This is a genomic window from Streptomyces sp. NPDC006265 (assembly GCF_040613555.1).
Taxonomy (GTDB): Bacteria; Actinomycetota; Actinomycetes; order Streptomycetales; family Streptomycetaceae; genus Streptomyces.
Window position 1 is genome coordinate 1 of the sequence record NZ_JBEXSH010000884.1, and the last position, 3733, is coordinate 3733.

Consider the following 3733-nt stretch of genomic DNA (forward strand, 5'->3'; position numbering starts at 1 on the left):
AGCTTCAGACACTCCTCGCAACCTGGACCGGCGCCTGCCCCACCTGCAACCGCGACATACCCACCCGCGCACCGACCTGACCAAGCCCTACTAGGTACGGGTCTGTCAAACGAGCGGCTCTGTCCCGTAATCGGTGGTAGCGCTGTGTGGTGATGACTGGAGGAGGATGCGGTAGTAGGGGGAACCCGGCTCGGCCGTGCATCTGCCTCATGATCCGCTTGGTTCGCGTGTTGACGCCCTTGGTGCGGCCGTTGTGGTACGGGAGGGTGAGTCCGGCGTCGACGGCGGCGCGGTCGAGTTCGAGGCCGTTCGCGAAGGAGTGCAGGTGGGACAGGTCGGCGGCGCGAACCGTGGTGATCCAGTCGGTGAGCTTGGCGTCGTTGCCCTCCGCTGGGGTCAGTAGCTGAGCGAACTCGCCGGTGAGGCGGGCGAGTTCGCTGATCTCAGGGCAGGCTTCGGTGAGTTCCCGCAGTAGTGCGGTGTCCTTGTCACGCAGGTTCTCGGGATGGGTGAGCAGGAGGTGGGCGAAGCGCTGCGGGGTGGTGACCGGCTTGTCGCCCTCGGCGCGGCCCTGGGTGATGCAGCGGTAGAGCAGGTTGAGGCTCCCGGTGTAGCCCAACCCCCTGATCTCCCGGAAGAGTTGGAGGACGGGAACGGCCGGGTCATCCGCGCGGCGGGTGCGGAGGTGGTCGCGGTAGGGGTCGACGAGCGTCGGCTTGTAGCGGGGTGCGCGGCGGTCGCCGGTGGGCTCCTTCATGCGGGCGTATCGCTTGACGGTGTTCAGGGCGACATCGAGGCGGCGGGCGCATTCGAGCAGGCCGACACCTTGGTCGAGCAGTTTGTGGACCCGCTGCCAGCGCTCGCGGGTGGTCTGCTCGCGTACGCCCCCGGGCCGGGCGGGGTTCACAGCGGTCGCCCAGCAGGCGGCGTGGGAGCGGACCTCGGCCAGGACCTTGCCGCACAGGTTGGACCACAGGTGCCACCTGTCGCTGACCTGCACCGCTTCGGGGAGGGCCTGGCGGATCGCCTCTAATGGTGGAGCCGTCGCGGCAGACGTATTCGGCCCCGGGATGCTCGCGCAGCCACGCGACCAGGGTCTGGGCGGTGCGGTCAGGCAGGACGTCGATCCGCTCGCCGGTCTCGGCGTCGATGATCACGGTGGCGTAGCGGTGCCGGCGCTTGAGGGCGAAGTCGTCGATGCCGAGCACGCGCGGGACGCGCAGCGGCGGTACCGCCCTGCGCATGAGCAAGCGCAGGGCGGTCGAGCCGGAGATCGCGCAAGCCAGCACGCGGGAGAGGCGGGCGCCCGGCCGGCCCGCTAACTCCTTGACGACGGAGCCGAGTTGGTCGGCCAGGCGGTTGGTGCGACGCTGGTAGCGCTCCACGACGCCGGGAACCTGCTCGCGGAACGTCTGCCGCGGACAGCCGAGCACCCGGCAGCCCAGGCGCCGGACCCGCACCGACACCACGACCCGCCGCCCGTCCACCGGCACGTCCGCGACCACCCGCCCGTGGAAGCCATGCACCCGCCCCGTCGGCTGCCCGCACACCGGGCACGGCACCGGATCGTCCCGGGTCCGCGCCGACACACGGCGAGGCGGTGGACGAAGAGCCGCCGGAGCGGCACGGGCCAGTCCAAGCCGTCGCGCAAGATGGTCATCGAGCGGACCCGGGCCCGGCTGCTGGCCAGGGGGTTCGAGGAGGAGGACCTGCCCAGCCGGGCGACGTCCTACCGCCTCCTGGAGGACCTGGAGCGGCGTCATCCGACGTTCCGGCTGAGCACGAAACGGAACCGGGACATCGCCGCCCGGCCCGGCGGGGTCTACGAGAGGAACCGCACCCAAAGCACTTCACCGCAGCAGATCTTACTGACAGAGTAAAACAATGAAGGCAAGCATGAAGCAGGGGCAATGCCCGGACTGTGGATCGGCCGAAGTCTTCCCCGTCGAGGTCAATCCGAGCGAGTACAACGGCTCGATCCATGTCAGGCTCAGGGACAACTACGCGAGGAAGCGCATCGTTCTCGCCACGCTTGCCTGTGGTGACTGCGGGCTTATACGCCAGTACGCGGCCGACGACGCGAAGAGCCGCAACCACTTGGCGCGAGCCCTCATCCGACCCCCAGACAACCCCCGATAGCTCCTGATCTAGACTACAGCCAGGACATATCTGCCGAGAGTTGGTGGCCGGGCCGCTGGATAGTCTGCTGATCGCCCCGAGCCGGATCCCTACACGCCTGACAGCGCCGTCGGCCCACAACGGTATATCGCATCGCGTACCGTGACGGGGATGTATTTCCGAGGTGGGCGACCTGCGGAAACTTTCTGGATCAGCATAGGATCCCCCGGCTGAAATCATGGCGGGCCGCCAGCGGCTGACAAGATTCCCCGACATAGTCAAGATCAGCGCCTGAGCCACTCGAGGAACACAGCGGTAGCCCGTCCGGAATCAGAGTGCACATTCTTGGCGGGCCGGTCCCAGCGGCGTGCGACCTCCCCCTTGAGGGCCGCCAGGCCAGTGGGCTGGGCCAGCGGCCCCAGCTTCGGCACGGTGGCCGCCTGCAACAACTCATGAAACATGAAAGCCGCCGCGCAGCGCCGCCCGGGACCGGTGTTTCATGGGTGACCACCTATTGAAACATCCGGTCCCGCCGCTGCCAGGGCTCTCTGATCAGTGCTGCTGGAACCAGAGCACGAACCAGCCGACGACTGCCGTCCCCAAGGCTGTCGACACACCGCGGACGAGGCCGGCGGTCGCCTCGATCGACAGCCGTCGCAGCGCCTTGCGCCAGGTAGGTGCAACGGTGGCGAGGGGCTTCGTTAACCCGTGACTGCTCGTACGCTCAGAGTTGGACATGACGACTCCTTCTCACAGGGGTGATCGTGGTTCAGATGCAGAACGGCTCCCCGTTGCAGCGGGGAGCCGTTCTGCAATTTTCCCGCAGAGCCGGGTCGACTCGCAGGAGCAGTGCTCGGCTGACCTTCCCTGTGCTCGCACAGGCACCGCACTGACCTGCCGAAATGACTCCCTGTCAGGTCTCAGTTGCTCAAAGTGCTTGCTCATCTGGCGAGGATGAGCGGATCCCCCTCGTGACAACGTGAGTTATGGTGAGGTACCCCTAGACATCCTGTGTCAACGAGAGGGGAAGCCATGGGGCGGGTCCTGAGGATGCCGGGGGAGGAGCAGTTGGCTCCGGGTCCGCGAAGAGAGTTCGTGGAGGCCCTCTTTACCTACTACAGGGCAGCTTCCAGGCCGACGCTGCGGAAGATCGCTGAGCTGATCCCGCAGAAGTGCCCTAATGCGGTCGCCAGCCCGGAAACCGTCCGCCGCACGCTCGTTGGACTGTCCACCCCAGCCAACTGGAGCACAGTCGACGCAATACTCACAGTCCTGTGCGACCTGGCGCAGATAGATCCCGGTGCGACGAAATCTCTCGATTCCGACCCATGGGCAATCGAGACGCCTCAGGCACCTAGGACGGAGATCAAGAAGCTATGGCACGCGGTGTTCGACACCGACCCCCGGAACCCGCGACCTCTGCCGTCTGACGGGCATCTCGACGAACCTCTGCGGTATAGCGACGAACCTCCGTTCTAACCTCGATCTTGCATGAGGGTCCGTCAGCTTGCTGACGGACTCTTTCGGCTTGTTCGCGGTGGCTATTTCTGCAGGTAGGCAGGTTGGTGGCCCGGCTGTCGCGTCGGGGGGCGCCGGGTTCCACGGCTCCGGGTGG

The 3733-nt window shown here is 66.7% G+C and carries 3 protein-coding genes and 2 pseudogenes; 3 read left to right on the forward strand and 2 right to left on the reverse strand.

The window, feature by feature from the left end:
* Positions 1 to 172 precede the first annotated feature (172 nt).
* Positions 173 to 1634: pseudogene (locus tag ABZ281_RS42075) on the reverse strand (ISL3 family transposase); the annotation flags it as partial.
* Here ABZ281_RS42075 and ABZ281_RS42080 point away from each other — a divergent pair.
* Positions 1632 to 1826, forward strand: a pseudogene (locus tag ABZ281_RS42080) (hypothetical protein); the annotation flags it as partial. The pseudogenes ABZ281_RS42075 and ABZ281_RS42080 overlap by 3 nt on opposite strands.
* A gap of 58 nt (positions 1827 to 1884) precedes the next feature.
* Positions 1885 to 2139, forward strand: coding sequence for a hypothetical protein (locus ABZ281_RS42085; RefSeq protein WP_356663253.1), 255 nt, complete (start codon positions 1885 to 1887; stop codon positions 2137 to 2139).
* 531 nt (positions 2140 to 2670) lie between these two features.
* On the opposite strand, the gene ABZ281_RS42090 is transcribed toward ABZ281_RS42085, so the two are convergent.
* Positions 2671 to 2856, reverse strand: coding sequence for a hypothetical protein (locus tag ABZ281_RS42090; protein WP_356663255.1), 186 nt, complete (start codon positions 2854 to 2856; stop codon positions 2671 to 2673).
* A gap of 294 nt (positions 2857 to 3150) precedes the next feature.
* On the opposite strand from ABZ281_RS42090, the gene ABZ281_RS42095 reads away from it, so the two are divergent.
* Positions 3151 to 3597: a hypothetical protein gene (locus ABZ281_RS42095; RefSeq protein ID WP_356663257.1), complete on the forward strand. Its 447-nt coding sequence runs from the start codon at positions 3151 to 3153 to the stop codon at positions 3595 to 3597.
* Positions 3598 to 3733 lie beyond the last annotated feature (136 nt).

Excerpts from the sequence above, each read along its gene's own strand:
- ABZ281_RS42095 (WP_356663257.1), top strand. The coding sequence starts at position 3,151 with ATGGGGCGGGTCCTGAGGATGCCGGGGGAGGAGCAGTTGGCTCCGGGT.
- ABZ281_RS42085 (WP_356663253.1), top strand. The coding sequence starts at position 1,885 with ATGAAGGCAAGCATGAAGCAGGGGCAATGCCCGGACTGTGGATCGGCC.
- ABZ281_RS42090 (WP_356663255.1), bottom strand. The coding sequence starts at position 2,856 with ATGTCCAACTCTGAGCGTACGAGCAGTCACGGGTTAACGAAGCCCCTC.